The following is a 23,993-nucleotide window of genomic DNA, read 5'->3' as shown; positions in this document are numbered from 1 at the left end:
CTCCGGTCAGGCGCTGGCGAGAGCCTGCGCGCGTTCGAGCGTTTCGACCACGTCGCAGCCCGTGAAGATGAACGAGGACACGCCGGCCTTGTTCAATGTCGCTTCGCTATCGCCCGGTCGGCCGGCGAGCCAGACGGTCGCGCCGGCCTCGGTGAGGAGCTCGGCCGCGGCGGCACCTTCCTCGGCATAGGCGGCATCGGAGCCGCAAAGGCAGGCAAGCTTCGCTCCCGAGCCGCGGAAAGCCCCGACCAGCGCGTCGAGATCCGTCGCGCCTCGTTGTGCGAAGCCGTCGCCGCTCGGGGCAGCGAGGCCGCCGGCTTCGAACAGGTTGCGAGCGAAGCCGGCGCGTGCGGTGAAATCCGCAATCTCGCCCAGCGTTGCCAGGAAGACGACAGGGCGGGTCGGCTGGGCATCGGCCCTGTCGCGCAGCGCCTCGAACGGTTCCGCGAGACGATGCGAGGGCAGCGCCTCGATGGCGAGCGCCTGATGTGGCGCAATCAGAGCTTCTGCACGTTGCGCCCCGTCGAGGAGCGATTTGATGATCTCGCCCGGATTGCGTTCGGCCGTGCTGCCGGACGGGCGCGACGTGGTTTTTCCCACTGGGGCGATATCCAGGACCGAGACGGCGCTCTCGCGGATATTCGGATATTCGCTCGTCCCGGTGAGCGGGGTGCGCCGGGTCGTTACGCCCTTTGCCGCAGCGTCTCGCTCGCGGGCGAGCCCTTGCTGAACATGGCCGTTGGCGAGTGCGGCGAGCATGCCCTGCAAATCCCCGGCGCGCTGGTGCTCGAGATCCTGGAAGCGACTCCATCCCTGCTCGCAGAGCGCCTGGGTCAGCGCCTCGAAACCGCCCGCGCCGGCGGCCGGATCGGCAACGCGCCAGAGGTTGGATTCCTCGAGCAGGATCAGCTGCGTATTGCGGGCGACACGACGGGCGAAGGCGTCGGGCAGGCCGAGCGCCGCGGTGAAGGGCAGCACGGTCAACGAGTCGGCACCGCCGACGCCCGCCGAGAAGGCGGCCACCGTGCCACGCAGCAGATTGACCCATGGGTCCCGCCGGGTCAGCGAACGCCAGGCGGTTTCCGCATGAATGGTCGCCGGCTTGGGGCTCAGCCCGCAGGCTTCCTGCACGCGGCTCCAGAGGAGGCGGGCCGCACGGAACTTGGCGACCGTCATGAACTCGTCGGTATCGGCGACCAGCGTGAAGGCGATGGCGTCGCGAGCCTCCGCGAGCGGCAGGCCTTGCGCCTCCAGCGCGCGCAGATACGCGACGGCCGTCGCCAGCGCAGCGCCGAGCTCCTGCGCTTCGCTGGCGCCGGCCTCGTGATAGGGGCGGGTATCGGCAGTGATGAAGGGGCCCGGGAAGCCGCGCTGCTTCAGCGCCGCGATGACGGTTGCGATCCGACGCCCCACCTCCGGCCAAGGTGCCGCGAGCGAGCCCTGGCCGGCGAGGACGCCGATCGGGTCGAGGCCGAACTCGATCGACAGATCCGCCGGCGCATGGCCACGCTTCTCGATGAGGGCGGCGAGCATCAGCGCGTTGACCCGGCCCTGCGGCGCCGGATCCAGCCGCAGCCGGATCAGATCGAGCATCACTCCGCCGAGCGTCCGGTCGAGCGTGGCGACGTCGTCGGCCACCAGGCCGTAGCCGCGAGCCGCGCTCGCGCCGGCCGGCGTGAGCGTCAGCGTATCGGCGCCGCCTTCGAGATCGGCGATGGCGAGAGCCTGCGCTGCCTGCTCTTGCGGATGGTCCAGCCGTGCCGCGACATGCCAGCGCCCAGTCTGTGAGCGGAAGGCGCGTGCGCCCGATGCTGCGGCGTAGAGCGGCTCGATGCGAATCCCGTCGGCGGTGCGGGCGACCAGCTTCTTCTCGAAATCGGCGCCCTTCAGCACCTTGTCGACGGCAGCGCGCCACGCTTCACGCGAGGGCCCTGGAAACGCATCGAGATAGGGCAGGTCGGATGAGGCGGCCGTGTTCATGCGCACCGAGGCTCCTTTCCGCACAATGTGCCGTGGCGACAAGCTCATTGCCATGAGCGGCCGCGCACGACCATCCCTACTTCGTCGGAGCTTCGGTGCGCAAACGCGGGGCCGGTCTGGCGGAAACAAGAACACCGCCCGAAGGCGGTGTCTCGGATGCGGCGGCCTGCCGGTCGTCGATCAGACGAACTGGCCGAGCCCCGGAATCGCACCGACGATGGCGCCCATCGCATCTTCGCCGGCCCTTTCACGGCCGACCGCGAACATCTCCTTGGAGACGGCCTGGATCTGCGGCATCGACAGGCCAGCGCCCATCAGCTGGCCGCCGAGCGCCATCACGCCGCCGCCGCCGCCCATCAATCCGCCGATCGCGCCGAGCATGCCGCCCTTTGCGCCGCCTTCCGCATTCGCGAGATCCTGTGCGCCCGGCAGTGCAGCCATCAGCTGGCCAATCTCGGCCGGCGGCCCCTCCTTCTGCAGGAAGGCGAGGATGATCCCGACCGCCTTGCGGGCGAGCCCTTCGTCGATTCCGGCCGCCGCAGCGACGCGCGTAAGCAATTCTTCCATGGTGCAGAACCCCTCGCCAGCGGCTTCGTCGCGAAGCCCTTCGAAAAATAGTTTACATATTTACGATCTCTTTCCAACCGTCCCGGGCTTCCGCCTTCCGCGGCGTTTGGTTACATCCTAGCTCTGACAATTCCGAACCCGATAGGCGGATGCGATGGCGGATGACGGTACGATTCTGATCGGCAAGAGCGGCAAGCCGGAGAATCTCCTGCTGAAACTGGCCAACCGTCACGGGCTCGTCACGGGCGCGACCGGCACCGGCAAGACGGTGACGCTGCAGGTCATGGCGGAAGGCTTCGCCCGCAACGGCGTGCCGGTCTTCGCCGCGGACATCAAGGGCGACCTCTCCGGCATCGTCGCCCCGGGCGACGGCAAGCCGGCCTTCGTCAATCGGGCCAAGGAACTCGGGCTCAAATACGAGCCCGACCAGTTCACGACGGTATTCTGGGACGTGTTCGGCGAGCAGGGCCACCCGGTGCGCGCCACGATTTCCGAGATGGGGCCGCTCCTGCTGTCCCGCCTGCTCGATCTGAACGATACCGCGGAGGGCGTGCTCAACATCGCCTTCCGTATCGCCGACGAGCAGAAGCTGCTCCTGCTCGATCTCAAGGATCTGCGCGCGATCCTGACCTTCATCGCCGAGAACGCCTCCGACCTCACCACGAAATACGGCAATGTCAGCACTGCGACGGTCGGCACCATCCAACGCGCGCTGCTGGTGCTGGAGAACCAGAAGGGCGACCTGTTCTTCGGCGAGCCGGCGCTCGACATCAACGACCTGATGAAGACGGATCGGGACGGCCGGGGCATCGTCAACATCCTCGCCGCCGACAAGCTGATGAACAACCCGCGGCTCTACGCTACATTCCTGCTCTGGCTGCTCTCCGAGCTCTTCGAGCAGCTCCCGGAGGTCGGCGACCTCGACAAGCCGAAGCTCGTCTTCTTCTTCGACGAGGCGCATCTGCTGTTCAACGGTGCACCCAAGGCGCTGCTGACGGCGGTGGAGCAGGTCGTCCGTCTGATCCGCTCCAAGGGCGTCGGAGTCTATTTCGTTACGCAGAATCCGCTCGACGTGCCCGATACGGTACTGGCCCAGCTCGGCAACCGGGTTCAGCACGCGCTGCGCGCCTTCACCCCGCGGGACCAGAAGGCCGTGCGCGCCGCCGCCGAGACCTTCCGCCAGAACCCGAAGATCAACACCGAGCAGGCGATCATGCAGCTCGGCGTTGGCGAGGCCCTGGTCTCGATGCTGGAAGGCAAGGGGTCGCCGGAGATGGTCGAGCGGGCGCTGATCGCGCCTCCCATGGCTCAGGTCGGCCCCTGCACGCCGCAGGAGCGCCAGCAGGCGATCGACAGCTCTCCGGAGAAGGGCAAATACGACACGATGGTCGACCGCGAGTCCGCCTACGAGGTGCTGATGAAGCGCAAGGGGCTGAACGCGGATGGCTCGGCGGTCGAAGCCTCGGCCGATGGCGGCGGCGGCATCCTCGACACCATCGGCGGCTGGCTCGGCGGCGGCGCTCCGCAGCAGCGTCCGAAGACGGGTCCGGGTTCGCGCGGCGGTCCGCTGCCGCAGAGCATGGCCGAGAAGATCATCACCTCGGCAGCCCGTTCGGCCGCGACCTCGATCGGCCGGCAGGTGGGGACTGCGATCCTGCGCGGCATTCTGGGTTCGATGTCGGGACGGCGGTAGCTTCGGCTCGCTGGGGGACACGCTCCGACGCGCATGTCGCCGACGGCGACGAAGCCGTGACGGGGGCTCACGCCCCTGTCGCGACGTCGAAGATGAGCTTCAGGTTCAGGACGATGATGATGGCGGCGATGACGGCGGCGACCAGCGTCAGCCAGCGCGGCGCCACAAGCTCGCCCATCCTGGCCTTCGAGGCGGTGAGCATGACCAGCGGCACCACCGCGAAGGGGAGTTGCAGGCTGAGCACCACCTGGCTGAGGATCAGCAGCTTGGCCGTCTGCCCCTCGCCGTAGATCAGCGTCACGGCGATTGCCGGCACGATCGCGACGAGGCGGGTCACGAGCCGGCGCAGCCATGCCGCCAGCCTCAGGCGCAGGAAGCCTTCCATCACGATCTGGCCGGCCATCGTCGCCGTCACCGTCGAGTTCAGGCCGCAGCAGAGCAGGGCGATCGCGAAGAGCGAGGGGGCGATCGAGGCGCCCAGCAGCGGCTGAAGCAGTTCCTGGGCCTTGCCGAGCTCCGCGACATCGGTGTGGCCGGCCTTGTGGAAGGTTGCGGCGGCCAGGATGAGGATCGCGGCGTTGATCATCAGGGCAAAGGTCAGGGCGACGGTGGAATCGAGCGTCGCGTATTTCAGCGCTTCGCGCTTTTCCGGTAGCGTATGGCCGTAGGCGCGGGTCTGCACGATGCCCGAGTGCAGATAGAGGTTATGCGGCATCACCGTCGCGCCGATGATGCCGAGCGCGATGTAGAGCATGTTGGGATTGGTCACGACCTGCGTCGTCGGAGCGAAGCCGCGGATGACCTCGCCCCAGTCCGGGTCGGCCATCGCGATCTGGATCGCGAAGCAGAGCGCGATCACGCCGAGCAGGGTGATGATGAAGGCTTCGACCCAGCGGAAGCCCTTGGTCTGCAGCCAGAGGATGATGAAGACGTCGAGCCCGGTGATCAGCACGCCGATCTCGAGCGGGATGCCGAAAAGCAGGTTGAGGCCGATCGCCGTGCCGATCACCTCGGCCAGGTCCGTGGCGCAGATCGCGAGCTCCGCCAGGAGCCAGAGCGGCCAGGCCATATAGGGCGGATAGGCGTCGCGGCAGGCCTGGGCAAGGTCGCGCCCGGTCGCGACCGCCAGCCGTGCGCAGAGCGACTGCAGGACCACCGCCATGATGTTGGAGACGAGCGCGACGACGAGCAGCGTGTAGCCGAACTGCGCACCGCCGGCGAGCGAGGTCGCCCAGTTGCCCGGGTCCATATAGCCGACGGCGACGAGATAGCCCGGGCCGAGGAAGGTCAGGAATTTCCGCCACGTCGAGGAGGAGGGCGCTACCGAAACCGAACGAAAGACATCGGCGAGCGAGGGCTCGCCGCGCGATCTGAGCCAGATCGAGGGGGACTCCTGAGAACCTTGGGACATGTCCGACCTTGCTGCAACTTGTTTGCAATAGGAGGTATAGCGCGTCTCGATCTCTGTCAATGCAGTTGCGAAGCGTTTTCAAATAATGCGAAGCTCGGCGGGCTGCGATGTGCGATTGTGGGCTGACGCCCGGATCGAGCCTTGCCATGATGCCGTCATCTGAATCGCATCCGATGGCCGCCATGTCTCAACTTCCCGCAATCCTTGCCCGTCTCGACAGCGGGCTCGACGCCTCGCTCGAGCGCCTGTCCTCCTGGCTCGAGATCCCGTCGATCGGCACCGATCCCGCCTTCAACGCCCAAACGCGCGAGGCCGCGGAATGGCTCCGCGCCGATCTCGAAGGGCTCGGATTCAAGGCCGAACTGCGCGAGACCGGCGGACATCCGGTGGTGCTGGCGCACCGGCCGAAGCCCGGAGCATCCCATGCGCTGTTCTACGGCCACTACGACGTGCAGCCGGTCGATCCGCTCAGCCTCTGGGACACCGATCCGTTCAAGCCGGTCGTCCGCGAGATCGAGCCTGGCCGCCAGGTCATCTCGGCGCGCGGCGCCTGCGACGACAAGGGCCAGGTGATGACCTTCATCGAGGCCGTGCGCGCGACGCTGGCCGAGACCGGCGACCTGCCGATCGGGCTGACCATCCTGGTCGAAGGTGAGGAGGAATCCGGCTCGGTCAACCTGCCGGGCTACATCAAGGCGAACGCTGCCGAGCTCAAGGCCGACTACGCCTTGATCTGCGACACGGGCATGTGGGATCGCGAGACGCCGCTGATCACCTCGACGCTGCGCGGCATGGTCTATCAGGAGGTGACGCTGACGGCCGCCGACCGCGACCTGCATTCGGGCCTGTTCGGCGGCGCCGCCGCCAACCCGATCCATATCCTCGCGAAGATCCTCGGCGAGCTCCACGACGAGAACGGTCGCATCACCGTTCCCGGCTTCTATGACGGCGTGCACGAGCCGACCAACGCCCAGAAGGCGGAATGGGCCGATCTCGACCTGAAGGAGCAGGATTTCCTCGGCCAGGTCGGGCTGAAGCATTCCATCGGCGAGAAGGGGCGTATGCTGATCGAACAGATTCAGTCGCGCCCGACCTGCGACGTCAACGGGATCTGGGGCGGCTATACAGGCGAGGGCAGCAAGACCGTCATTCCCGGCAAGGCCTCGGCCAAGGTCTCCTTCCGGCTCGTCGGCGACCAGGATCCGGCGAAGATCGCCGCCGCCTTCCAGCAATTCATCCGCGATCGCCTGCCGGAGGACGTCACGGCCGAGTTCATCAGCCATTCCGGCTCGCCAGCGCTGGCGGTGCCGCCGGATTCGCCGGTGCTCCAGAAGGCGCGCCAGGCGCTCGCCGACGAATGGGGCGGGCGTGTCGTCTCGATCGGCAGCGGCGGCTCGATCCCCGTCGGCGGCGACTTCAAGCGCACGCTCGGCATCGACACGCTCTTCGTCGGCTTCGGCCTCGACGACGATCGCGTCCATTCGCCGAACGAGAAATACGACCTGTCTTCCTTCCATAAGGGCCAGCGTTCCTGGGCCCGCATCTTGCAAGCGCTCGGTTCATGAAATCGGTCTGTGTCTTCTGCGGCTCCAATCCCGGCAATGATCCGGTCTATGCGGCGGGCGCCCGCGCCATGGGCGCCGAGATCGCCCGGCGCGGCCTGACCCTTGTCTATGGCGGCGGTGCCGTTGGGCTGATGGGTGTCGTCGCCAATGCCGCGATGGAAGCCGGCGGCGAAGTCCATGGAGTCATCCCCAAGGCGTTGCGCGACCGCGAGGTCGGCCATGTCGGCCTGACCCGCCTCGAGGTCGTCGACACCATGCACACGCGCAAGGCGCGCATGGCCGAGCTGTCGAACGGCTTCATCGCCATGCCCGGCGGCATCGGCACCTTCGAGGAGCTGTTCGAGATCTGGACCTGGGGCCAACTCGGCATTCACGCCAAGCCGCTCGGCCTGCTGAACATCGCCGGCTTCTATGATCCGCTCGCGATATTCCTCGACCAGACCGTCGAGGCGGGATTCCTGAAGCAGAGCCATCGCGCCATGGCGATGACGGATACGGAGCCGGCGACGCTGCTGGACCGGATGGAGGCTTATGTCCCGGCCGCGACCTATAAATGGGTTGAGAAGGAAGACGTCTGACTTGTCCCCGCCGATCGCCCTCTGGTTGTAGGAATATTATCTTGACATCGTGACGCTGATCCGGTAGAGATCAGAAACGCTCACGAACTATGCCTTGAACGAAGCCGCCGCGCTCTCCAGCCGGCGGCTTTTTCGTGGCTCCCATCCGGAGATGGAAACCATGGCCGAAGACGACAGTAAGGCATCGCCGCCGACGACCTCCGCGACCAGGCCGAAACAGCCGGTGCTGTCGCGCAAGCGGTTGGTCGGCCAGCTCTGGCGTGCAGCCAAGCGCCAGCTCGACTCCCACGAGCAGCATCTTGCCGATCTGCCGAAAGGTGCCGCGGCAAGCGAAGCCGACGCCAAGGCGCTGGCGACGCTGGCGCGGACCGTGCGGGAGCTGGTCGCGATCGAGGAGCCCCAGAGCGGGAAGAGGGACAAGCAGACGGATGAACTTTCTGCCGCCGACAGTCTGCGACATGTCGCACAGCTCCGTCAGGAGCTTGCTCGACGTCTTGAAGCGTTGGCCGCTCGGGATGCGGGTGAGGGTGCTCCGGGAGCTGATACCGACAGCGAGCCCGGATGATGTCGAGCTCATTCGGAATACCTGGGAAATCTGGGCGCGCCCCGATCAATTGCCGCCGGAGCCGCTGAAGCCGATCTGGCTGGTGCTGGGCGGGCGCGGCGCGGGTAAGACCCGCACTGGCGCCGAATGGGTCAAGGGCATGGCGCTGGGCCATCCGCCCTTTGCGGATATGCGGACAGAACGGATCGCCCTCGTCGGCGAGACGCAGGCTCAGGTTCGCGACGTGATGATCGAGGGCGTCTCCGGACTGCTCTCGATCCACACCCGCTGGGAGCGCCCGACCTGGCACCCTTCGCTGCGCCGCCTGCAATGGACGAACGGTGCGATCGCACAGGTCTTCACCGCCGAGGATCCCGAGGCGCTGCGCGGCCCGCAATTCGGCGCCGCCTGGTCCGACGAACTCGCGAAATGGCCGAACCTTCAGGAGTGCTGGGACATGCTGCAATTCGGCCTGCGCCTCGGCGATCATCCCCGCCAGGTGGTGACGACGACGCCGCGCCCGCTGCCCTTGGTCAAGCGCCTGCTGATCGAGCCGCATGTCGCGGTGAGCCGGGCGCGGACGCAGGACAACCATTACAATCTCGCCGCCGAGTTCGTCCGCACGGTCACGCAGACCTATGGCGGCACCCGGCTCGGCCGCCAGGAACTCGACGGCGAGATCGTCGAGGAGAGCCCGGATGCGCTCTGGACGCGGGCGATGATCGAGACGGCCCGCGAGCGCGAGAAGCCCGCGCTGGCCCGCATCGCGGTGGCGGTCGACCCGCCCGCCACCTCCTCGCAGCGGGCCGACCGCTGCGGGCTCGTCGTCGCCGGTGTTGACCATAACGGTATCGGCCATGTGCTGGAAGACGCGACATTGGCCGGCGCGAGACCTCACGAATGGGCGGAGAGGGCGGTCGCGCTCTATCGCCGCCATGAGGCGGATGCGCTGGTCGTCGAGGTCAACCAGGGCGGCGAGATGGTCGAAAGCATCATCCGCGAGGTCGATGCCGGTGTGCCCGTGATTTCCGTGCGGGCGACGCGCGGCAAGTATCTCCGCGCCGAGCCGGTTGCCGCGCTCTATGCGCAGGGTCGCGTCCGCCATGCAGGGGCCTTTCCGGAGCTGGAGGACGAGATGTGCGCCTTCGGGCCGCGCGGCCTCGAAACCGGCCGCTCGCCGGACCGGCTCGACGCGCTGGTCTGGGCGCTGACCCATCTGATGCTGGCACCGAAAGCCCGGCCGCGGGTGAGGGGCATCTAGCCCTTCGTTCCCTTACGCTCCAACAGCGAGACATCCATGTTCGATTTTCTTCGTAGCCTGCGCGGCCGAGCCGCGCCGGGCCAGAAGCGCTCGCGCGTCGGGCCGCTGATCGCACTGCACGAGGCAGGGCGCGCGGTCTGGACGCCGCGCGACTATGTCGCGCTCTCGCGAGAGGGCTATGAGCGCAATCCGGTCGTGCACCGCTGCATCCGCCTGATCGCGGAAGCGGCGGCGCAGACGCCGCTCGTCGCCAAGGTCGGCGCGCGCGAGATGCCGGAGCATCCGGCGCTTGCCCTGATCGAGCGCCCCAATCCGCGCCAGGGCGGCATCGCCTTCCGCGAGATGCTGGTCGGGCACCTGCTCGTCGCCGGAAACGCCTATGTCGAGGCGGTGAGTACCGGCCGCGAGCCGCGCGAACTCTATGCGCTGCGGCCCGACCGGATGCGCGTGGTGCCCGGCCGCGACGGCTGGCCCGAGGCCTATGACTATACGGTCGGCGGCGACACGGTGCGTTTCCGGCTGGGCGAGGGCGGGTTGCCGCCGATCCTGCATCTGACGCTGTTCCACCCCGTCGACGATCATTACGGGCTGTCGCCGATCGAGCCGGCGGCGGTCTCGCTCGACATCCACAACGCCGCCGGCAGCTGGCACAAGGCCTTGCTCGACAACGCCGCGCGCCCCTCCGGCGCCCTGGTCTATGACGGGCCGGAAGGCGCGACGCTGACCGAGGCGCAATTCGAGCGCCTCAAGCAGGAGCTGGAGGACTCGTTCCAGGGTGCCCGCAATGCCGGCCGCCCGCTGCTGCTCGAGGGCGGTCTCGACTGGAAGCCGCTCTCGCTGACCCCGGCCGAGCTCGATTTCGTCGCCGCCAAGGGCGTCGCTGCCCGCGAGATCGCGCTCGCCTTCGGCGTGCCGCCGCTGCTGCTCGGCCTGCCCGGCGACAACACCCACGCCAATTTCGCCGAGGCCAATCGCGCTCTCTGGCGCCAGACGGTCATTCCGCTGGTGCGCCGGACGGCGCAATCGCTGGCGCAGTGGCTTGGGCCCGCCTTTGGCGACGAACTCACGCTGGAGCCTGATCTCGACGCGATCGAGGCGCTGGCCGACGAGCGGGAATCGCTCTGGCGCCGGCTCGGCGCCGCGACCTTCCTCGACGAGGACGAGAAGCGCGAGGCGGTCGGCTATGGCCGGCGCGCCTCCAGAAAGGAGACCCCATGAACATGCTCGAACAGGTCGTCGCGGCCTTCGTCGGCCGTGCCGATGTCGGCCATCTCGGCCTGCTGCTCTGGGCGGCGAGCGCATCTGGGCTGGCCTGGCTCGTCCTGCGCGAGCTCACCGCCGCCAATCGCCGCTTCGACGATTTCGTCCGCGAACTCAACCGCTTCAACGCACGCCACGAGGGGGACCCGTCATGAAAGGCAGAAACGGCGCGGCCAAGCCGCCGCCCAAGGCGCCCGCCCCAGCCCGTGCGGGGAGGGTGTCGCGCAGCGGCGCGCCGGTCGAGACCTTCAGCCGCTTCGTCAGCCAGCTCGCGAAGCTCGAGACCGGGCGGACGAAGGGTGGCCGAGACGGCACGGAGGGCGAGCGATGAGGCGACCGAACCCGGCCCGAGCCTCGTTCGAATCCAAGCTGCTGCCGGTTCAGCCGGCACGGATCGGGCTGGACGGTCTGTTCGAAGGCTATGCCAGCCTCTTCCGCATTCCCGATCTCGGCAAGGACATCGTCGAGCCCGGAGCCTTCCGCGAGAGCCTGCAAAGGCGTGGGCCGGGCGGCGTGAGGATGCTCTGGCAGCATGATCCGGCCGAGCCGATCGGCCGCTGGTCGAGCCTGACCGAGGATAGCCGCGGGCTGTTCGTGCGCGGCCGGCTGTCGCTCGCCGTCGCCCGGGCCCGCGAAATCCATGCGCTGATGCTGGACGGTGCGATCGACGGGCTCTCGATCGGCTTTCGCCACGAGAAGGCCCGCACCGAGCCGCGGAGCGGCCTGCGCCGGCTCGAGCGCATCGATCTCTGGGAGGTGTCGGTCGTGACCTTCCCGATGTTGCCCCAGGCCCGGATCGCCGCCGTCAAGGCGACGCGGCCTTCAGCCTTCGTCTGACCCATCACCCCCGAGGAGAGACCATGAGCCATCTCAACACCGCGCCCGAGACCAAGGCTGCCGGCGGCGATCTCGCGCTGGCTTTCGAGGACCTGCGCTACACGCTCGAAAACTACCGTGACACCAACGAGGAACGCCTCGCGGGGCTCGAGGCGCGCCAGGGCGTCGATCCGCTGACCGAGGAAAAGCTGGTCCGCATGGACGCGGCGCTCGACGACACCATGCGCCGGATCGACCGGCTGACGCTGGAGCGCGCCCGCCCGGCGCTCGGCCAGGACGGTCCTCGCGATCCGCTGACCGCCGAGCACAAGGCCGCCTTCGGAGCTTACGTCCGCACCGGCGAGGCCGGCGGTCTGAAGCGGCTGGAAGCCAAGGCGCTCTCCGCCGGTTCCGGCCCGGATGGCGGCTATCTCGCTCCGGCGACCGTCGAGGGCGAGATCCTGCGCCGCCTGGCCAATGTCTCGCCGATCCGCTCGCTGGCCACGGTCCGCACGATCTCGTCCGGCACCTACAAGAAGGCCTTCTCGACCACCGGCCCGGCTTCCGGCTGGGTGGCCGAGACGGCGGCCCGGCCGCAAGGGGCTTCGCCGACGCTGGCCGAGCTCTCGTTCCCGGCCATGGAGCTCTACGCCATGCCAGCGGCGACCCAGACCCTGCTCGACGACGCCATCGTCGATATCGACCAGTGGATCGCGGAGGAGGTCGAGAGCGCCTTCGCAGAGCAGGAGGGTGCCGCCTTCGTCACCGGAGATGGTGTCGACAAGCCCAAGGGCTTCCTGGCCTATCCGACGGTCGCAGATGCCAGTTGGAGCTGGGGCAATATCGGCGTGCTCGATACCGGCGCCGCCGGGGCCTTCCCGGCCTCGAACCCTTCCGACGTGCTGGTCGATCTCGTCTATGCGCTGAAGGCCGGCTATCGCCAGAACGCTTCCTTCGTCATGAACCGGAAGACGCAAGGCGCGATCCGGAAGTTCAAGGACGCCAACGGCAACTATCTCTGGCAGCCGCCGGCCGCTGCGGGCGCGCCGGCGACCTTGCTCGGTTTCCCGCTGGTCGAGGCGGAGGACATGCCGGACATCGCCAACAACGCGGTCTCGATCGCCTTCGGCGATTTCCGGCGCGGGTATCTCGTGGTCGACAGGGCGGGCGTGCGCATCCTGCGCGATCCGTATTCCGCCAAGCCCTATGTGCTCTTCTACACCACCAAGCGCGTGGGCGGCGGCGTCCAGGACTTCGCCGCGATCAAGGGCCTCGCCTTCGCCGCCTGACAGGCATGGCCGCTGCATCCCGCCGGGATGGGGCGGCCATCCCGGCGGTCAGCGCGTGAACCACCAGCTCCAGCTGGCATTCGCCTGAGGCTGTACCGCTTCCTCGGAGCGATGTTCGGAACCCAACGCCAGCAACCGCGCGCTGCCGGCCGCGATCCAGTTGCGATATTCGCTGACCGGCGTGATCGCGGTGAACCCGCCGCAGATGCTGCGCGCGCGCGTTCTCAGCGGCCCGCTCGACCAGCTCACGATCCCGACGAGATCGCGGGAACGGGCCGAACCGCGCAGGACCGGTCCGCCGGAATCGCCGCGGCAGGCGCCGGCTCCCGGCGTTTCGCCGCGGGAATCGACATCGACGGCGACCTTCACCGTATTCTGGGTGGTGTAGTTGCCGGCGTTGACAAGCTGCGTTTCGCGCAGCCGCCGAGCCGTGCGGTTGTTGTTCTCGGCGGACAGGCCGTAGCCGGCCATGGTCACCGTCTCGCCCTGCGAGAGATGGCCGCCGAGGGCGAGGGGCTCGATATCACGCGGGAGCGGCTTTCCCAGTCGCAGCAACGCGAGATCGGTGCCCGGCTGCGTCCGCGGGGTGGTGCCTGGAACGAAACTCGGGTGAGGCAACACCGCGACGACGACCTGGCGGCGCGCCCGGAAGCGCGAATCGAGGCTGACGACGCTGATGGCGCCGCCATCGGCCAGGCAGTGCGCGGCAGTCAGGACGATCTCCGGAGCGATGACGGCGCCGGAGCAGAGTTCGCCGCGGCTGGTCTCGACTCTCACGGTGGACGCGCGAACGCCGCGCGAATCGCGCGAGTTCACGCCGCCGACAACGGCGAAGGCGGGGCCCGCGAGCGCTGCGAGGCCACAGGACAGGGACAGGATGGCGAAGCTGCGCGCGAACATTGACCACATCGAAGAAGATCGCAGGATAATCTAGGGTTTGCTGCGCCGCAGTCCAGCGATTCCGTCAGCGTCCGCCGGTCCACCGGGCAGTCTCGCCCCATTGTGCCAATGTTGCATCGATCCAGCCGCGCTGGGGTGCGACGAGGATGCCCTGGCTGAGAAGCCCGCAATTCCGCTTCGCCGGGCCGGTGGACCAGCTGCTTACGGCGACGACCGACGAGCCGCTGAAGATCGGGCCCCCGGAATCGCCCTGGCAGGCTCCTGCGCCTGGCCGTTTGCCGGCGCCGGTGGGATCGGCCGCCCAGAGCAGGACATGGCCCGGGCCGTACGGCTCGACGACGGACAGGGGGGCGGAACGGTAGCTGCCGGTCGTTCGAGCCTCGCCCTCTTGCGAGACGCCATAGCCGGCGAGCGTGACCGGGCTGCCTGCACGCGGCTGTGCGCCGTCATCGAGCGTTGCCGCGGCGAAGCGGGCCGGGAGCGGCTCCGCCATCCGGATCAAGGCGAGATCGATCGAGCGCCTGCGGTTGCTGACGGCCTTCGCGTTGAATTCGGGATGCAGGGTGACGGATGCCGGTGGCACCAGCATGGGCTCGCTTCCGGCGCGCCAGTGAATGCGGAGCTCCGTCCCGCCGGCCGCGCAGTGGGCGGCCGTGAGGACGGCACGAGGCGATAACACGATCCCGGTGCAGACGCCGCCCCGGGCGTTCAGGACCATCAGCGTCGCGGCTGCGGCAGGGCCGCCCTCATGTCCGCCGACCACCGCACGCGCCGGGCCGGGTGCGATCCCGCAGGCCAGGCCGAGGCCGAGAATCCAGTGTGCGATCCGCATCGGGCGCTCCTCTTCGGAGGCGCTGATAGCGCGTCGCTTTCCGCAATTGAACCCTTGAACGGAGCGATCATGACGCCCATCGCCCTGGAGCCGCCAGCCAGCGAGCCGGTCTCGCTCGCCGAGGCCCGACTGTTCCTGCGCCTCGACCAGAACGACGAGGATGATTTGCTGGCCACGCTGGTCACCGCGGCGCGCCTGATGATCGAGGCGGCGGCAGGCCGTTGCCTCGTCGATCAGCAGTGGCGGATCGTGCTCGATCGCTGGCCACCGTCCGGCGAGATCCGTCTGCCGCTCTCGCCCGTCAGCCAGATCCTCGCGGCCCGCGTCTACGACCTGCTCGGCCAGGCGCAGCCCGTCGCGGCGACGGCGCTGGCGCTCGATGGACAGGCCCATCCGCCCTCGATCCGCCTGGAAGGCGAGGTGCCGGAGGCAGGCCGCCCTCGCGGCGCCATCGAGATCGACGTCGTCGCTGGCTATGGCGCCACGCCGGATGCCGTGCCGGCGCCGCTGCGTCAGGCAGTTCTGCGCCTCGCTGCTCGCTGGTTCGAGCAGCGAGGCGACGTCGCCAGCCGCGATGCGCAGGCGCTGCCGGTCGAGATCATGGCGCTGACAGCGCCCTATCGCCGCGTGAGGCTTTGATCATGGCGGAGGAGAGGAACCCGGCTATCGGGCGGATGCGGCGCCGGCTCGCATTGGAAGCGCCAGTGGCGACGCCGGACGGCCTCGGCGGCGTGACACGGAGCTTCGTCACGGTTGGCGCGCTTTGGGCTGAGGTCGAATGGCTTTCGGGACTCGAGGAGTGGCGCGAGGGAAGGCCCGAGCAGATCGGGCGCTATCGCGTCACCATGCGCTGGCGCGGCGACGTCGATGCGGGAAAGCGCCTGCGCGACGGCGCGCGCCTCTTCGACATCCGCACCGCGGCGGATCCCGATGGATCGCGCCGCCGGCTGATCTGCATTGTCGAGGAGATCAGCCCATGAGCGATGCCGTTCTGGCCCTGCGCGCCGCGGTCCAGGCGCGGCTTGCTTCCGACGGTCCGCTGACCGGGCTGATCGGGGCGGAGCGCATCTTTGACGAGGCGCCCCGCGCCATGCGCGGCCTCTATGTCGTCCATGGCGAGGTGGAGGCGCGTGACTGGTCGGCGGGGGACGAGCGTGGTTGCGAGCAGGAGTTCGCGCTGGTCGTCTGGGCTGCGCAGAGCGGCTCTGGCCGGCAGGCTCTCGAGGCGGCCGGGCTGATCGTGACGGCGCTCGACGAAGCGGTTCTGGCGCTCGAAGGCCATCGGCTCGTCAATCTGCGCTGGCTGTCGAGCCGACTTGGCCGCGAGCCGCGCGCCGGACTGCCCAGCGTGACGGTCCGCTTTCGAGCGGCAACCGAAACGCTCTGACCAGTCGAACTCAGATTCACGAGCGAAGGAGGGCCGCATGTCGGCACAGAAGGGCAAGGATCTGCTGCTCAAGGCGGCGGATGGTGAGGGCGGCTTCACCACGGTTGCGGGCCTGCGCGCCCGTCAGATCGCGTTCAATGCGGAGACCGTGGATGTCACCCACGCCGAGTCCGCCGGGCGTTGGCGCGAATTGCTGGAGGGTGCAGGTGTTCGCCGCTCCAGCATCAGCGGTTCCGGTATCTTCAAGGATGTCGCTTCGGACATGCTGGTGCGCCAGCTGTTCTTCGACGGCGTCATCCGCGACTGGCAGGTCGTCGTGCCGGATTTCGGGACTGTCTCGGGGCCGTTCCAGATCACCAGCCTCGAATATCGCGGCGACCATGCGGCGGAGGTGACTTTCGACCTCTCACTGGAATCGGCTGGCGCGCTCGCCTTCGCCGCGCTCTGAGGAGGTCGCCATGGTCAATCGTCATCGCGGAGAAACCGCGCTCATGGTCGAAGGCGAGGCGCTGCCGATGCGCCTGACCCTCGGAGCGCTCGCGGAGCTCGAACATGCCTTCGCGGTCGACAGCCTGCCGGCGCTCGGCCAGCGTTTCGTCGCCGGTCATCTGTCGGCCCGCGACATCATCCGCATCATCGCTGCCGGCTTGCGCGGCGCGGGCAAGGCGATCCGCGACGAAGAGGTTGCGGGACTGCCATTCGATGGTGGCCTTGCCGGCGCGATCAGGGCCGCGATCTCCCTGCTCGAAGCCACCTTCGGCGACGGCGATCCCGCCCGCCCTCCGCAGCCGCCGGCAGGCTGACCCCGCCGGCGGCCTTTCCCTGGGACGAGGTCATGGCCTTCGGGCTCGGCCGCCTTCGCTGGGAGCCGGAAAGCTTCTGGGCGGCGACCCCGCGGGAGCTTGCCGCGGCCATGCGCGCCTGGCGGCCCGGCGAACCGCAAGCCGCGACGCAGCGCACGGCGCTCTTGGCCCTGATGACCGCTTTTCCCGACACCTGAGGTCGGAACTTGAATCACTTTGTGAAGAGGACGGCCATGACCGATGAAGACGCTCTCGAATCCGTCCGCCTGTCCGATCTGCGGGCGATGGATTCCTTGACTCAATCTCTCAGCCGCTCCTCGGAAAGCTTTGGCAGATCGATTGTCAGTGCGTTCTCGCGGGGTGTCGTCGAAGGCAAGCGTTTCGAGGATGTTCTGCGCAGCGTCGGCCGCTCGATGACCGACAGCCTGCTGAAAACGGCGCTGAAGCCGCTGCAGTCCGGCCTTTCGAGCCTGCTCGGAACCGGTGTCAAAAGCCTGAGCGGTCTCCTGGCGGGCGGGTTCGGCTCGCTTGGTGGCGCCGTGTCCGTTCCTGTCGCGCCCTTCGCCGACGGCGGCATCGTCGCCTCGCCTTCCTATTTTCCGACGGGTCGCGGTCTCGGCCTGATGGGCGAGAGCGGAGCCGAGGCCATCATGCCGCTCTCGCGCGGGCCGGACGGGCGCCTGGGCGTGCGGGCCGGGGGCAATGCCGGGCGTCCGGTCAACGTCACCGTTCAGGTCTCGACGCCCGATGCCGACAGCTTCCGCCGTTCCGAGGCCCAGGTCTCGGCAGCGATCGCGCGGGCCGTCGCGCGCGGCCGCCGCGCGCTCTGAGGGCCGGACATGACCGATTTCCACGACGTTCGCTTTCCGACGGATGTCGCGCGCGGCGCGCGTGGCGGGCCGGAGCACCAGACGCAGGTCGTGACCCTCGCGTCGGGCCGCGAGGTTCGCAACAGCCGCTGGGCCCATTCGCGGAGGCGCTACGATGCGGGGCTCGGCGTGCGCTCGCTCGATGCGCTGGCGCTGGTCGTCAGCTTCTTTGAGGAGCGGCGCGGCAGGCTTTACGGCTTTCGCTGGCGGGATCAGCTCGACTGGAAAAGCACGATGCCTTCCCAGGTGCCGGCAGCAACCGACCAGCTCATCGGCACGGGCGACGGCGTCAGGCTCGAATTCCAGCTCTCGAAGCACTACGGCGCGGGCGCTACGGCCTATCTGCGGACGATCGCCAAGCCGCAGGCCGGCAGCGTGCTGGTCGCGGTGGATGGCGTCCAGCAGCCATCCGATGCGTTCTCCTGTGATGCCGCGACAGGGCTCGTGAGCTTCGCGGCCGGACATGTCCCGCCGCCTGGCGCCGCGATCACCGCCGGCTTCGTCTTCGACGTGCCGGTCCGTTTCGACACCGACGCGATCGAGGTCGATCTCTCCGCCTTCGAGGCCGGCGAGATTCCGCGCATTCCCGTCGTCGAGATCCTGCCCTGAGGCTGCCATGCGCAAGATTGCACCCGACCTTGCCGCTCATCTCGACAGCGGCGCCACCACCCTGTGCCGTTGCTGGAGCCTGACGCGGCGAGACGGTCTCGTCCTCGGCTTCACCGATCATGACCGGCCTCTGTCCTTCGAAGACATCGTCTTCGCCGCGGCGACGGCGCTCGAGGGAGCCGAGGCGACGGCGGAGCTCGGCTTCGCCATCGGCGGTGGCGATGTCGCCGGAGCACTGGCGGCGACCGGGCTGAACGAGAGCGATCTTTCCCGCGGCCTCTATGACGATGCCCGTCTGCGCATCTGGCTCGTCAACTGGATTGAGCCCAGTCAGCGCGTCCTGCTCGATGAAGGCTTCGTCGGCGAGGTCCGGCGTGGCGAGAGCGGCTTCACGGCCGAGATGCGAAGCTTCGCCAAGGCGTTCGACGAGGAGCGTGGCCGGCTCTATCTGCGCTCCTGCTCCGCCGACCTTGGCGACGCGCGCTGCGGCATCGTGCTCAACACGAGTGCGGGCGTCGTGGCTGAAAGCGACGGCCGCCTCGCCCTCTCGACCGTGGAGCTCGGCGGTCATGGCGACGGTCATTTCACCGGGGGCAGGCTCGTTTTCACGTCCGGGGCCAATGCCGGCTTCGTCAGCGAGGTAAAGCGGCACGCCCTCGAAGGCGCAGTAGCCGTGTTCCAGCTCTGGCAGGCCGCTCCGGCGCCGATTCAAGCCGGCGATGGCTTCGGCGTGACGCCGGGCTGCGACAAGAGCTTCGCGACTTGCCGGGCGCGATTTGGCAATGCCGTCAACTTTCGCGGCTTCCCGCACATGCCGACCTCCGATTTCATTATCGGCGGCGTCAGGCCGGGTGATGGCGGGCTCGATGGCGGGAGTCTGTTCCGTTGAGGCGCACCGAGATCGTCGCGGCCGCGCGCGAATGGCTCGGCACGCCCTATCATCACCAGGCCTCGCTGCGCGGGGTAGGCTGCGACTGCCTTGGGTTGGTCCGCGGGCTCTGGCGGAACTTCTACGGCCCGGAGCCGGAGCCGCCACCGCCCTATTCGCCCAATTGGGCCGAGAGCCTCGGGCAGGAGACGCTCGCGATGGCGGCCCTGCGCCACCTGACGCCCGTCGCACCGGCCGAGCGGAGGCCGGGTGACGTGTTGCTGTTCCGCTGGCGAGAGCACCTGCCGGCCAAGCATTGCGCTGTGCTCAGCGCGCCCGATCGCATCATTCATGCCCATGACGGGGCCGCCGTCGCCGAAGTCGCCTTCACCGGCTGGTGGCGACGCCATCTCAGCCACGCCTTTTCCTTTCCCGGAGCAACGGACTGATGGCGACGCTTCTTCTCCAGGTCGCGGGCGCGGCCCTCGGTACGGCTTTGGGCGGCCCGGTCGGCGGCGCGGTCGGCCAGGCGCTCGGCGGCCTCGCCGGCGCAACCATCGATCAGAGCTGGCTCGGCGGGGCGGGCGGAAACAAGGTCGTCGAGGGACCCCGGCTGAAGGAGGTCAACGGCCTCGCGGCCACGGAGGGCGCCGCGATCCCGCGCCTCTACGGCCGCGCGCGCCTTGGTGGGCAACTGATCTGGGCGACACGTTTCGAGGAGGAGATCAAGCTTTCGATCAGCCGCACCAAGAGCGGCGGCAAGGGCGGGCGCTCGCAGAAGACCTACGAGACGACCTACAGCTATTCCGCGAACCTGGCGATCGGGCTCTGCGAGGGGCCGATCGCTTTCGTCCGCCGCATCTGGGCCGACGGCCGCGAACTCGACGTGAACACAGTCGTAGTGCGCGTCCATCAAGGTCACGAAACCCAGGAGCCCGATCCGCTGATCCTGGCCAAGGAAGCGGGCGAGGCGCCGGCCTATCGCGGGCTCGCCTATGTCGTGTTCGAGCGCTTTCCGCTGGCCGATTACGGCAACCGCGTCCCGCAGTTCGATTTCGAGGTCGTGCGCGCGGTGGACGGTCTCGGAGAGATGATCCGGGGCGTGGCACTGACGCCCGGGGCGGGTGAGTTCGTCTACGATATCCGGCCGGTCAGCCACGAGCCCGAAGCCGGCGTGACCGAGAGCCTGACCCGCCACCAGCTCTATGGCGGCGCGGATGCGGACACCGCGCTCGGGCATCTCGTCGCGCTCTGTCCGAACCTGAGGCGCGTCTCTCTGGTGGTGACCTGGTTCGGTGACGATCTGCGCGCGGGCTCATGCAGCGTGGCGCCGCGAGTGGAGGTCGCCCACAAGCCGACGATCGGGACGGAATGGTCGGTCGCGGGCCTCGGCCGGGCGGGCGCCCGGCCGGTCAGCCAGATCGATGGCCGGCCTGCCTTCGGCGGCACTCCCTCGGACGAGAGCGTCGTCGCGCTGATCCGGCGGCTACGCTTCGACTACGGGCTCGAGGTGGTGCTTTATCCCTTCCTCATGATGGATATTCCGGCGGGCAACGGGCTGGCCGATCCCTATTCGGGCGACCCGGGCCAACCCCGCTATCCCTGGCGCGGCCGCATCACCTGCGACCCGGCTCCCGGCCGGCCGGGAAGTCCTGAAGGCACCGCCGCGGCAGCGCCGCAGGTCGATGCCTTCATCGGTACGGTCTCTCCCTCCGACATGGGCATGGCCGGCGGCGGCATCTCGTGCGCCAAACCGGACGAGTGGTCGTATCGCCGGCTGGTGATGCATTGCGCCATGCTGGCGCAAGCTGCCGGCGGCGTCGAAGGTTTCGTCGTCGGCTCGGAGATGCGTGGATTGACGCATCTGCGCGGCGCGACCGGGTATCCGATGGTGGATCATCTCGTGGCGATCGCCGACGACGTTCGCGCGATCCTGCCGACGGCGACGCTCACTTATGCCGCCGACTGGACCGAGTACGGCGCCGATGTCCGCGAGGGCGGCGACGATATCGATTTTCCGCTCGATCAGCTCTGGGCTTCGCCGGCCATCGGGGCCATCGGCATCGACTATTATCCGCCGCTCTCGGATTGGCGCGATGCCGCCGCGCATGCCGATGCCGCGATCGCGCGCGGTCCGGCCGATCTCTCCTACCTGCGCGATCGCCTGGCATCGGGCGAGGGCTATGACTGGTACTATGCCGATGACGCCGGCCGGAAGGCGCAGACGCGCCTGCCGATCGCGGATGGCGGCTATGGCAAGCCCTGGTTGTTCCGGCCCAAGGATCTGGCCGGCTGGTGGGGCAATCCGCATCTTCGCCGTGTCGGCGGCAGTGAAACGACGGCCACCGTCTTCGTGCCCGGCGCGAAACCGATCTGGCTGACCGAGATCGGTGTTCCGGCGGTCGACAAGGGGGCCAATGCCCCGAACGTCTTCCCGGATGCGAAGTCGGACGAAGGCCGCTTGCCGCCATTTTCCAGCGGCGCGCGCGACGACCTCGTGCAGGCGCGCGGGCTGGAGGCCGTCATTTCCGGATATGATCCGGCCCGCAGCGGCTTCGATGCTGCGCGCAATCCGGTCCACCCCGTCAGCGGGATTCGCATGGTCGACCCGGCCCATATCTTCGTCTGGAACTGGGATCTGCGTCCCTTTCCAGCCTTTCCCGACCTCGGCGGCATCTGGGCCGATGGCGGCAACTTCGAGACTGGCCATTGGCTCAACGGCCGCCTCGAGGGCACGCCTGTCGATCGGCTCGTCGCGAAAGTGCTGGCGGATTTCGGCCTGCCGCCGGCCGACGGCATTGCGGTGGACGGCTTTCTCGACGGCTATGTTCTCGACCGGCCGCTGTCAGCCCGGCAGGCGCTGGAGCCACTCGCCCAGACCTTCGGTTTCGACGCGGTGATGAGTTCCGGAACGCTGCACTTCGAGGGCAGGGGCGGGGTAGTGTCCCGCCGCCTCGGCGCCGACGATCTGATCCTCGACAGGGACGGCGAGCCCTTTAGCCTTCGGCGCATGCAGGAGAGCGAGCTGGCGCTCGAATTGCGGCTGGGTTTCAGCGATGCCGAGAACGACTATCGCAACGCCGCTGCCCGCTCACGCCGCTTGGCGGGCGCGGCGCGGCGGGAGGTTGCGGTCGAGACGGCGGTCGTGACCCGCATGGCCGAAGCCCGGCGCCTTGCCGACCAGCGTCTGCAGGAGACCTGGGCTGCGCGCGAGCTGCTCGAATGCGAGCTTTCCCCGCACTGCGTGGACCTGGAGCCGGGCGATGTGGTCGCCCTGACGGTCCAGGGCGCCGACAGGCTGTTCCGGATCACGCGGATTGCCGATGGTCCGACGCGCAGACTGTCCGCACGGTCGGTCGAGCCGGCGATCTACCGAACGACCGGCGTCAGGGGAGGCGACCGGCCGCCGCGATTGCCGCCGCCCTTGCCCGGCCGGCCGCTCGCAATACCGCTCGCCCTGCCCATCGCGACGGCGCAGCCGCCGGTCCTGTTGTCTCTGGCCGCTTTCGCCGCACCCTGGCCCGGCTCGCTGGCGATCTGGCGGGCGGAGGAAAGCGGGCTCTTCGATATCGCCGGCTTCGTCGAGGCCCCGTCGATCGTTGGGGAAACGCTGACGGAGCTGGCGCCCGGGCCGATCTGGCGCAGCGACCGCCGCTCGGCCCTGGAGGTCAGGCTTCGCGGCGGAGTCCTTTCCTCCGTCCCCAACGAAACCGCGCTCGCGGGTGCGAACGCTCTGGCTCTGATCGACGAGGCAGGAGAGATCGAACTGGTGACGGCAGCGGAGGTCGAACTGATCGGGCCGCAGCACTTCCGGCTGTCGGGCTTCACGCGCGGCCTCGGCGGGTCGGAGGCGGCGGCGCAGCGCTCTCTGCCGGCCGGCGCGCGGGTGGTGGTGCTCGACGGCTCCGCCGTTTCGCTGACGGGCGACCTGGCCGATCTCGGCCGGTCGCTGCGCTATCGGGTCGGTCCCGCGCGGCATGATGTCGGTGACCCGACGATGGTCGAGCTTGTTGCGGAGGTTTCGGGACCGGCGCTGCGGCCCCTCTCGCCGGTCCATCCCAAGGCGAGGCGCACCGAGGCGGGCGTCGCATTGAGCTGGCTTCGCCGCACACGTGTCGACGGCGATTCCTGGGACCTGGCCGAAGTCCCGCTCGGCGAAAATGTGGAGCGCTACGAGGTCGTCGTGCTCGATGGCGAGGCGGCGGCGTATGCCGCAGTCGTGAACGAGCCGAACTGGCTTTATCCGGCGGATCAGGAGATCCTTGCGTTCGGTAGCGTCCAGTCGGAGATCGCGGTTGCGATACGCCAGCTCAGCGCGGTGGTCGGTGCCGGGCAGGAATGGCGCGGACGTATCGTCGTCGGCTGATCGGCTCCCGGTTGCGGACGGGGAGAGATGTTCATGGCGCATTCACGCGTGCGGGGCTAATCCGTGACGATGATGCCGGTCGAACCCATTCTCGCCTTCGCGCTCCTGGCGTCGTCGCCGGCGCCGATCGTGCGCGTAGACGATCCGGCGCCGATGTCGTGTCTTTCGTCGGACGAGACACGCACTGCCGTTGCCGAGGGGCTGGTGATCCAGCCGGTCGAGGCCTCGCGCCATGCCCGCCATGCCGCGCCCGGGGAGGTCGTCCGCATCCGGCTCTGCCGGCAAGGCGCCGAGTTCGTCTATGTGGTGACCACTTTGAAGCGCGACGGCAAGGTCGCACGCGTGACACTGGAAGGGCAATCCGGCAAGGTCGCTGCCATCCGGTGATGCCGGAT

27 protein-coding genes are annotated in these 23,993 nt (G+C 68.6%); 22 read left to right on the top strand and 5 right to left on the bottom strand.

Features of this window, described 5'->3' with window-relative positions:
- Positions 1–6: 6 nt before the first annotated feature.
- Together BGO20_RS08240 and BGO20_RS08235 are read right to left on the bottom strand one after the other, a co-directional pair.
- Positions 7–1,980, bottom strand: a complete 1,974-nt coding sequence (locus BGO20_RS08240) for a methylmalonyl-CoA mutase subunit beta (RefSeq protein ID WP_291661377.1) — start codon at positions 1,978–1,980, stop codon at positions 7–9.
- Positions 1,981–2,160: 180 nt separating this feature from the next.
- Positions 2,161–2,547, bottom strand: a complete 387-nt coding sequence (locus BGO20_RS08235) for a DUF2267 domain-containing protein (RefSeq protein WP_291661375.1) — start codon at positions 2,545–2,547, stop codon at positions 2,161–2,163.
- Between the two features lie 154 nt (positions 2,548–2,701).
- Between BGO20_RS08235 and BGO20_RS08230 the strand changes: the two genes are divergently transcribed.
- Positions 2,702–4,240, top strand: coding sequence for a helicase HerA-like domain-containing protein (locus BGO20_RS08230; RefSeq protein WP_291661373.1), 1,539 nt, complete (start codon positions 2,702–2,704; stop codon positions 4,238–4,240).
- 67 nt (positions 4,241–4,307) lie between these two features.
- Here BGO20_RS08230 and BGO20_RS08225 read toward each other — a convergent pair whose 3' ends face one another.
- The gene (locus BGO20_RS08225) at positions 4,308–5,651 is read right to left on the bottom strand and encodes an Nramp family divalent metal transporter (RefSeq protein WP_291661372.1); all 1,344 of its coding nucleotides are present in this window, start codon (positions 5,649–5,651) and stop codon (positions 4,308–4,310) included.
- A gap of 182 nt (positions 5,652–5,833) precedes the next feature.
- Here BGO20_RS08225 and BGO20_RS08220 point away from each other — a divergent pair, with 182 nt between their 5' ends.
- From BGO20_RS08220 to BGO20_RS08180, 9 genes are all read left to right on the top strand, one after another.
- Positions 5,834–7,216 (top strand): M20/M25/M40 family metallo-hydrolase, encoded by a 1,383-nt coding sequence (locus BGO20_RS08220; RefSeq protein ID WP_291661370.1) that lies wholly within the window; start codon positions 5,834–5,836, stop codon positions 7,214–7,216.
- Complete coding sequence (locus BGO20_RS08215) at positions 7,213–7,794, top strand: LOG family protein (protein WP_291661369.1); 582 nt, start codon at positions 7,213–7,215, stop codon at positions 7,792–7,794. The genes BGO20_RS08220 and BGO20_RS08215 overlap by 4 nt, the downstream gene beginning before the upstream one ends.
- Positions 7,795–7,888: 94 nt before the next feature.
- Positions 7,889–8,359, top strand: a complete 471-nt coding sequence (locus BGO20_RS08210) for a hypothetical protein (RefSeq protein WP_291661367.1) — start codon at positions 7,889–7,891, stop codon at positions 8,357–8,359.
- Positions 8,310–9,599, top strand: a complete 1,290-nt coding sequence (locus BGO20_RS08205) for a DNA-packaging protein (protein WP_291661719.1) — start codon at positions 8,310–8,312, stop codon at positions 9,597–9,599. Before BGO20_RS08210 ends, BGO20_RS08205 begins: the two co-directional genes overlap by 50 nt.
- A gap of 36 nt (positions 9,600–9,635) precedes the next feature.
- Positions 9,636–10,817, top strand: a complete 1,182-nt coding sequence (locus BGO20_RS08200; RefSeq protein WP_291661365.1) for a phage portal protein — start codon at positions 9,636–9,638, stop codon at positions 10,815–10,817.
- Complete coding sequence (locus BGO20_RS08195) at positions 10,814–11,014, top strand: hypothetical protein (protein ID WP_170843290.1); 201 nt, start codon at positions 10,814–10,816, stop codon at positions 11,012–11,014. Before BGO20_RS08200 ends, BGO20_RS08195 begins: the two co-directional genes overlap by 4 nt.
- Entirely contained in the window at positions 11,011–11,190 is a 180-nt protein-coding gene (locus tag BGO20_RS08190) for a hypothetical protein (protein WP_291661364.1), read from the top strand. The genes BGO20_RS08195 and BGO20_RS08190 overlap by 4 nt, the downstream gene beginning before the upstream one ends.
- Positions 11,187–11,696 carry an HK97 family phage prohead protease gene (locus tag BGO20_RS08185; RefSeq protein ID WP_362889309.1) on the top strand — a complete coding sequence of 170 codons (510 nt, stop codon included), beginning with the start codon at positions 11,187–11,189 and terminating at the stop codon, positions 11,694–11,696. The genes BGO20_RS08190 and BGO20_RS08185 overlap by 4 nt, the downstream gene beginning before the upstream one ends.
- 23 nt (positions 11,697–11,719) lie before the next feature.
- Positions 11,720–12,964, top strand: coding sequence for a phage major capsid protein (locus tag BGO20_RS08180; protein ID WP_291661362.1), 1,245 nt, complete (start codon positions 11,720–11,722; stop codon positions 12,962–12,964).
- Positions 12,965–13,012: 48 nt separating this feature from the next.
- Here the strand turns inward: BGO20_RS08180 and BGO20_RS08175 are convergent, their stop codons facing one another.
- A complete protein-coding gene (locus BGO20_RS08175) occupies positions 13,013–13,864 on the bottom strand; it encodes a S1 family peptidase (protein ID WP_291661360.1) in 852 nt (283 codons plus the stop codon).
- A 64-nt stretch (positions 13,865–13,928) separates the two neighbouring features.
- The gene (locus BGO20_RS08170; RefSeq protein WP_291661358.1) at positions 13,929–14,696 is read right to left on the bottom strand and encodes a S1 family peptidase; all 768 of its coding nucleotides are present in this window, start codon (positions 14,694–14,696) and stop codon (positions 13,929–13,931) included.
- Between the two features lie 69 nt (positions 14,697–14,765).
- On the opposite strand from BGO20_RS08170, the gene BGO20_RS08165 reads away from it, so the two are divergent.
- The 12 genes from BGO20_RS08165 (at position 14,766) to BGO20_RS08110 (ending at position 23,985) form a co-directional block, all read left to right on the top strand.
- Positions 14,766–15,335: a head-tail connector protein gene (locus BGO20_RS08165; RefSeq protein WP_291661356.1), complete on the top strand. Its 570-nt coding sequence runs from the start codon at positions 14,766–14,768 to the stop codon at positions 15,333–15,335.
- 2 nt (positions 15,336–15,337) lie between these two features.
- Positions 15,338–15,676 carry a phage head closure protein gene (locus tag BGO20_RS08160; protein WP_291661355.1) on the top strand — a complete coding sequence of 113 codons (339 nt, stop codon included), beginning with the start codon at positions 15,338–15,340 and terminating at the stop codon, positions 15,674–15,676.
- Positions 15,673–16,083 (top strand): DUF3168 domain-containing protein, encoded by a 411-nt coding sequence (locus BGO20_RS08155; protein ID WP_291661354.1) that lies wholly within the window; start codon positions 15,673–15,675, stop codon positions 16,081–16,083. Before BGO20_RS08160 ends, BGO20_RS08155 begins: the two co-directional genes overlap by 4 nt.
- 37 nt (positions 16,084–16,120) lie before the next feature.
- Complete coding sequence (locus tag BGO20_RS08150) at positions 16,121–16,531, top strand: phage major tail protein, TP901-1 family (protein ID WP_291661353.1); 411 nt, start codon at positions 16,121–16,123, stop codon at positions 16,529–16,531.
- Between the two features lie 10 nt (positions 16,532–16,541).
- Positions 16,542–16,886 carry a gene transfer agent family protein gene (locus tag BGO20_RS08145; protein ID WP_291661352.1) on the top strand — a complete coding sequence of 115 codons (345 nt, stop codon included), beginning with the start codon at positions 16,542–16,544 and terminating at the stop codon, positions 16,884–16,886.
- Positions 16,781–17,083 carry a phage tail assembly chaperone gene (locus BGO20_RS08140; RefSeq protein WP_465246019.1) on the top strand — a complete coding sequence of 101 codons (303 nt, stop codon included), beginning with the start codon at positions 16,781–16,783 and terminating at the stop codon, positions 17,081–17,083. The genes BGO20_RS08145 and BGO20_RS08140 overlap by 106 nt, the downstream gene beginning before the upstream one ends.
- A gap of 36 nt (positions 17,084–17,119) precedes the next feature.
- Positions 17,120–17,716, top strand: coding sequence for a phage tail tape measure protein (locus BGO20_RS08135; RefSeq protein ID WP_291661350.1), 597 nt, complete (start codon positions 17,120–17,122; stop codon positions 17,714–17,716).
- A 9-nt stretch (positions 17,717–17,725) separates the two neighbouring features.
- Positions 17,726–18,364, top strand: a complete 639-nt coding sequence (locus BGO20_RS08130; protein WP_291661348.1) for a DUF2460 domain-containing protein — start codon at positions 17,726–17,728, stop codon at positions 18,362–18,364.
- Between the two features lie 7 nt (positions 18,365–18,371).
- Positions 18,372–19,253: a DUF2163 domain-containing protein gene (locus tag BGO20_RS08125; RefSeq protein ID WP_291661347.1), complete on the top strand. Its 882-nt coding sequence runs from the start codon at positions 18,372–18,374 to the stop codon at positions 19,251–19,253.
- Positions 19,250–19,681 (top strand): C40 family peptidase, encoded by a 432-nt coding sequence (locus BGO20_RS08120; RefSeq protein WP_291661345.1) that lies wholly within the window; start codon positions 19,250–19,252, stop codon positions 19,679–19,681. Before BGO20_RS08125 ends, BGO20_RS08120 begins: the two co-directional genes overlap by 4 nt.
- The gene (locus tag BGO20_RS08115; RefSeq protein ID WP_291661343.1) at positions 19,681–23,598 is read left to right on the top strand and encodes a baseplate multidomain protein megatron; all 3,918 of its coding nucleotides are present in this window, start codon (positions 19,681–19,683) and stop codon (positions 23,596–23,598) included. The genes BGO20_RS08120 and BGO20_RS08115 overlap by 1 nt, the downstream gene beginning before the upstream one ends.
- A 63-nt stretch (positions 23,599–23,661) precedes the next feature.
- On the top strand, positions 23,662–23,985 hold the full coding sequence (locus tag BGO20_RS08110) for a PepSY domain-containing protein (RefSeq protein ID WP_291661341.1): 324 nt from the start codon (positions 23,662–23,664) through the stop codon (positions 23,983–23,985).
- Positions 23,986–23,993 lie beyond the last annotated feature (8 nt).

It is taken from the genome of Allobosea sp. 67-29, assembly GCF_001898115.1.
In the GTDB taxonomy this organism is placed as follows: Bacteria; Pseudomonadota; Alphaproteobacteria; order Rhizobiales; family Beijerinckiaceae; genus Allobosea.
The sequence above is the reverse complement of the archived record's forward strand: the minus strand, read 5'-3'. Positions and strand labels throughout refer to the sequence as shown.

Excerpts from the sequence above, each read along its gene's own strand:
- BGO20_RS08240 (WP_291661377.1), bottom strand. The coding sequence starts at position 1,980 with ATGAACACGGCCGCCTCATCCGACCTGCCCTATCTCGATGCGTTTCCA.
- BGO20_RS08235 (WP_291661375.1), bottom strand. The coding sequence starts at position 2,547 with ATGGAAGAATTGCTTACGCGCGTCGCTGCGGCGGCCGGAATCGACGAA.
- BGO20_RS08230 (WP_291661373.1), top strand. The coding sequence starts at position 2,702 with ATGGCGGATGACGGTACGATTCTGATCGGCAAGAGCGGCAAGCCGGAG.
- BGO20_RS08225 (WP_291661372.1), bottom strand. The coding sequence starts at position 5,651 with ATGTCCCAAGGTTCTCAGGAGTCCCCCTCGATCTGGCTCAGATCGCGC.
- BGO20_RS08220 (WP_291661370.1), top strand. The coding sequence starts at position 5,834 with ATGTCTCAACTTCCCGCAATCCTTGCCCGTCTCGACAGCGGGCTCGAC.
- BGO20_RS08215 (WP_291661369.1), top strand. The coding sequence starts at position 7,213 with ATGAAATCGGTCTGTGTCTTCTGCGGCTCCAATCCCGGCAATGATCCG.
- BGO20_RS08205 (WP_291661719.1), top strand. The coding sequence starts at position 8,310 with ATGCGGGTGAGGGTGCTCCGGGAGCTGATACCGACAGCGAGCCCGGAT.
- BGO20_RS08200 (WP_291661365.1), top strand. The coding sequence starts at position 9,636 with ATGTTCGATTTTCTTCGTAGCCTGCGCGGCCGAGCCGCGCCGGGCCAG.
- BGO20_RS08195 (WP_170843290.1), top strand. The coding sequence starts at position 10,814 with ATGAACATGCTCGAACAGGTCGTCGCGGCCTTCGTCGGCCGTGCCGAT.
- BGO20_RS08190 (WP_291661364.1), top strand. The coding sequence starts at position 11,011 with ATGAAAGGCAGAAACGGCGCGGCCAAGCCGCCGCCCAAGGCGCCCGCC.
- BGO20_RS08185 (WP_362889309.1), top strand. The coding sequence starts at position 11,187 with ATGAGGCGACCGAACCCGGCCCGAGCCTCGTTCGAATCCAAGCTGCTG.
- BGO20_RS08180 (WP_291661362.1), top strand. The coding sequence starts at position 11,720 with ATGAGCCATCTCAACACCGCGCCCGAGACCAAGGCTGCCGGCGGCGAT.
- BGO20_RS08175 (WP_291661360.1), bottom strand. The coding sequence starts at position 13,864 with ATGTTCGCGCGCAGCTTCGCCATCCTGTCCCTGTCCTGTGGCCTCGCA.
- BGO20_RS08170 (WP_291661358.1), bottom strand. The coding sequence starts at position 14,696 with ATGCGGATCGCACACTGGATTCTCGGCCTCGGCCTGGCCTGCGGGATC.
- BGO20_RS08165 (WP_291661356.1), top strand. The coding sequence starts at position 14,766 with ATGACGCCCATCGCCCTGGAGCCGCCAGCCAGCGAGCCGGTCTCGCTC.
- BGO20_RS08160 (WP_291661355.1), top strand. The coding sequence starts at position 15,338 with ATGGCGGAGGAGAGGAACCCGGCTATCGGGCGGATGCGGCGCCGGCTC.
- BGO20_RS08155 (WP_291661354.1), top strand. The coding sequence starts at position 15,673 with ATGAGCGATGCCGTTCTGGCCCTGCGCGCCGCGGTCCAGGCGCGGCTT.
- BGO20_RS08150 (WP_291661353.1), top strand. The coding sequence starts at position 16,121 with ATGTCGGCACAGAAGGGCAAGGATCTGCTGCTCAAGGCGGCGGATGGT.
- BGO20_RS08145 (WP_291661352.1), top strand. The coding sequence starts at position 16,542 with ATGGTCAATCGTCATCGCGGAGAAACCGCGCTCATGGTCGAAGGCGAG.
- BGO20_RS08135 (WP_291661350.1), top strand. The coding sequence starts at position 17,120 with ATGACCGATGAAGACGCTCTCGAATCCGTCCGCCTGTCCGATCTGCGG.
- BGO20_RS08130 (WP_291661348.1), top strand. The coding sequence starts at position 17,726 with ATGACCGATTTCCACGACGTTCGCTTTCCGACGGATGTCGCGCGCGGC.
- BGO20_RS08125 (WP_291661347.1), top strand. The coding sequence starts at position 18,372 with ATGCGCAAGATTGCACCCGACCTTGCCGCTCATCTCGACAGCGGCGCC.
- BGO20_RS08115 (WP_291661343.1), top strand. The coding sequence starts at position 19,681 with ATGGCGACGCTTCTTCTCCAGGTCGCGGGCGCGGCCCTCGGTACGGCT.